The sequence below is a fragment of the Solirubrobacter deserti genome (assembly GCF_027587175.1).
Lineage (GTDB): Bacteria > Actinomycetota > Thermoleophilia > Solirubrobacterales > Solirubrobacteraceae > Solirubrobacter > Solirubrobacter deserti.
In genome coordinates this window covers 1-3,909 of the sequence record NZ_JAPCID010000105.1, presented here as the reverse complement: position 1 = coordinate 3,909, position 3,909 = coordinate 1, and the positions used below count along the sequence as shown (strand labels likewise).

Below are 3,909 nucleotides of genomic sequence, written 5' to 3'. Positions count from 1 at the left end.
ATGCTCACGGCTGGTCATGACCGCCACCTTGCAATCACAGGCGAAAGTGGTCTTTCTCGACGATCTAGCTATGCGCGACGGACCCCTCGCTACGTCGCAACACAGACGGGACCCGCCCGCGAAGCAGCGCGACGTCGACAAGCGTTGTGTTGACCGAGCGCTCGGTGGGCTCCAGACTGGGCCGCGTGAAGAAGCTGGTCGTCTCCTTGGTTGCCATGGCCGCGGTGCTCGCCGCCGCCGGCGCGATCGTCAAGCTCACACTGCCCAGTCGTGCTGAGGCCGCTCGGGAGCGGCTGACACAAGTAGCGGAGAGGTTCGTCGAGTGCCACTCGCGGGAGGCGACATACGAGCGCTGCGAGACCGGGACCGAGAAACTCATGGTCGGGGAGCGCAGCAAGCGGCGATTCACCCTCGTCTCGGCCGTCGAGTTCGGCCCAACTTACGAGATCACCGGCACTCCGTTCGGGCCGATCAAGCGCAGCTGCCAACCGGACAGCAGGTACTGCCCAAACGGCATATGGCCGAGCGAATGAGCGGAATGCGACTTCACGTCGGCAGCCGGGACCGCGTTGGGCGGCTGCGTCGCTTCGCCTTTGTAGCGGCTCCGAAGTAGCGCTTGTCGACGAAAGCGCGCATCTGTGGCTTCGCGCCGCTGAGCGCGGAGGTAGGGAGGCCCGCCGTTTGAGGTTGTGTCTGGACGGGTGCTGCACCAAGCCGGGTGGGGTACATGCAGCTGATGATCAGCACCTGGGCCATTGCGTGGGAGTGTGCTCTGGACCGCGATCGTCGTCGTGCTTGCGCTCCGTCTTGCTCATTGGCTGGTCGAGTGGCGTCGAGGTCACCGGACGATGCTCGACGAGCAGCGTCGATTGAAACCAGCCGTCGCGCTGTCGCTAATCCGGGCTGTTCTCGTGGCAGTAGGTTCGATCGCCGCGGTGATCGCGGACTGAGGTCGACACCGTCGCGCGGCGCGCGGATGGCGAAGATGCTCTTATCGACGGTCTCGTCTATTCCTCGGCATGGTCGGTCCGGGATCGGGACATGACCGGTCGTAACGGATGAGGTGCTGCGCCGCGCGCTCTTCGACCCGGCGGTCCGGAAGCGACCGGGATCGGCGGCCGCAGAGTTCTCGGCGTGCGCCGTGCGCGCCGGCGATCCGCTTGTGTCTGCGTGCGGCGCTACTGCCTTGGGCTGACCGCCGATCTCAGTACCTACGCCAGCCGTGCCGCAGCTCGATCTGGCTATCAGGTCGACTGATCAGGGGGCCGCGAGGGCTCGTGTGACCGCGGCGTCAAACGGCGTCGGGGTGATCCCAAACACGCGCTCTAGCGCGTTGTCCTCGACCACGAGGTCGGCGTCCAATCCAGCCATGAGAGGCGTGAGTAGCTCCGTGTCCTGGTCGGTGAAGAGGGCGGCGACCGCGCCCTCGAGCTTGCTGTTGGAGAACGGCAGCGCGACGGTGGGGCGCGGGTTGCCCTGTAGTTCGCCGAGTCGCACGGTCAGCTCCTCGAACGTGAGCCGGTCGGGCCCGGCGATGTCGTAGGACCCGGGCGCTACGTCGTCGCACGCAACGAGCGCGGCGATGACGTTGTCGATCGCGACCGGCTGACACAGCCGCGTGCGCCAAGTGGGGAGCGCGAGCACCGGCAGGCGTTCCACGAGTTGCGCGAGCGCGTCGAAGGATCCGCTCCCAGCGCCGATGATCATCGAGGCGCGCAGCGCCACGAATTCGCCGCCGAACGCGGACAGGATCCGCTCGACCTCGTGGCGCGATTCGAGGTGCTCGGACCGCCCACCGGCTGCCTCGACTCCGCCGAGATAGACGATCCGGCGCAGGTCGGCTCCGCGGGCGGCTTCGGCCAGATTCTCCGCCAGCTCTCGATCGCGCGACGCGAAGTCGTCGCTGCCGCCCGCCTCCATCGAGTGCACCAGGTAGTACGCGCAGTCCACGCCGTCCATTGCGCACGCGATGGCCCGGGTGTCCGTCAAATCCGCTTCCACGACCTCGACGTCGGGTCCGCTTTCGATGCGGCTCGCGTCGCGCACGACGCAGCGCAGCGGTCCGCGGCCGCGCAGCTCCTCGAGTAGTCGGCCGCCGACGAAGCCGGTTGCGCCAGTGAGCAAGATCAGGGGAGCGTCCACGTCCCTGGTACGGCGCTGCGCGGCCCGGCAGGTCACCGACGGAGCGGCCGGGCGCGTAGCCGAAGCTCACAACCGGCAAGTCCGCGGCGCTGAGTAGAGGCGCGCCGGTAGTCGCAGCCACGCACCACCCGGACCAAGCGACCCGTCACTCGTGACAGACGCACCGCCGCGATCCGGCAGTCCACGCCGAATAGCGCTTTTCGACGAATTCGCGCATATCGCGAGCGGGTGCAAGAGAATCGCCGGCGACGCATTCAGGCGTAAGCGGCACTCGTCAGGACCCCGGCGCTGTGTCCTGCTGCTCGCGCAACTCTGCAGCGAGGTCCTCGGGTGGGCCGCGTCCGCGCGCCGGAGGCTGCGCGGACAGACGCGCGGAACGGCGGGTCGACGAGCGCCGCTTATGCTGCGTTCATGACGGGACTACCGCGTCCGGCGCGAGCGGCGATCCTGGTCCTCGTCGCGGTTGTGATTGCCGGTGCTGGAGCGTGGGCGATCAACTCGCGCGGGGACGGACGCCATCCAGCGACGGATGCGACCCGCAACTGCAAGGCCCAGGTGTTGCGAGGTCCGATCCCTCGTTGGGCGCGAGGCGGATTCAGCGAGTCTCGGCCGCAGATGCCGCACGCGATAAGCCGCGGCGGCAACCTCGCCGCGCTGGTGTTCGGACACCCGCTGACGGCGCCGCCGACGCCGGGCCGAGCCAACAAGATCCTGTGGGTGTCGCGAATCCCCGTCGGCCCCGGCGAGGAGCTTCGCATCCGCGCCCGCCGCCACGTGGGAGCGAAGCCCGTCGGCCAGGCGTTTGTACTCACCGTCGCCGGCGGGCCCAGGCCTTCGATCGTCAACATGCCCGGGCCTGGCTGCTGGCGCTTGCGGCTTCAGTGGTCCGGGCATCTCGACACGCTCGACATTCACTACCGTTACGTAGCTTGGCAGCGTCGCTCCTCCGGCCCGCGACGAGCTGCACGCGTCGACCGGTCGGTCAATTGAGCGGCGGGTGCGAGATGCCGGCGCTGCTGTTTGAGGCAGAAGCGAAGTAGTCCTTATCGACGGTTCCGCTTCTTCTGCTTGGCAGCATCCGGCAGCAGGTCGCGTGCGTCGGACGACTCAGCGGAGGTAGGCGAGTACGGCTGCGATCTCAGCGTGGAACTCGCTGCTGCGGTAGTGGGCGCTGGCCGTGCGCATGCCTGTGGCAAAGTCATCTTGGGCGGCGACCCAGACACCCGCGGGGAGTTGGGGGTGGGGCCTCGTGGGCTTGTCTAGAGCCGGTATGAGCGAGTGCCGCGATTCGTACCACTCGTGAGCGTCTTGGTAGGTCCAGCGATCGAGTCCGTCGAATCGGTAGGCATCGAAGGGGTCGGCCCAGGCAGCCCTAAGCACGTTCTTCAGCTCGTGCTCATTGCGCGGTTGGCGATACACGAATTCGCAGCCGTTTGCGTCGTACCCGACGTTGTCGGGGGCCTCGACACGACCAGTGGCGCAGGTGTCGCTCTCCAAGACCCATACGAGTCCTGGAGCCGAGAAGCGAGTGCGTTCGCGCCATTCTCGATCGGTCGACCGCAGACGCACGCCTGCCTCATCGGCAAGACGCACAAGCGTCTCGCTGCTGGGGGAGTACATCGAAGATAGGGATACCCGCGAATGCGTATCAGCCGGCCCACCGCTGCCTGGCTGGGTGCGGCTGCAAACCAGGATTAGTGCTTCTCGACGGAAGCGCCACACGCCTCATGCCTCGCCTTCCTGTTCGGAGAGCTAGCCGTCGACGCT

The 3,909-nt window shown here is 67.3% G+C and carries 4 protein-coding genes; 3 read left to right on the top strand and 1 reads right to left on the bottom strand.

The window, feature by feature from the left end; all coding sequences use genetic code 11:
• Positions 1-185 precede the first annotated feature (185 nt).
• Positions 186-533 (top strand): hypothetical protein, encoded by a 348-nt coding sequence (locus OJ962_RS34030; RefSeq protein WP_202958718.1) that lies wholly within the window; start codon positions 186-188, stop codon positions 531-533.
• Between the two features lie 234 nt (positions 534-767).
• Positions 768-950 carry a hypothetical protein gene (locus OJ962_RS34025; protein WP_202958717.1) on the top strand — a complete coding sequence of 61 codons (183 nt, stop codon included), beginning with the start codon at positions 768-770 and terminating at the stop codon, positions 948-950.
• Positions 951-1,257: 307 nt separating this feature from the next.
• Here OJ962_RS34025 and OJ962_RS34020 read toward each other — a convergent pair whose 3' ends face one another.
• Positions 1,258-2,142 carry an NAD(P)H-binding protein gene (locus OJ962_RS34020; RefSeq protein ID WP_270006941.1) on the bottom strand — a complete coding sequence of 295 codons (885 nt, stop codon included), beginning with the start codon at positions 2,140-2,142 and terminating at the stop codon, positions 1,258-1,260.
• Positions 2,143-2,757: 615 nt separating this feature from the next.
• Here OJ962_RS34020 and OJ962_RS34015 point away from each other — a divergent pair.
• A complete protein-coding gene (locus tag OJ962_RS34015) occupies positions 2,758-3,132 on the top strand; it encodes a hypothetical protein (RefSeq protein WP_270006940.1) in 375 nt (124 codons plus the stop codon).
• Positions 3,133-3,909 lie beyond the last annotated feature (777 nt).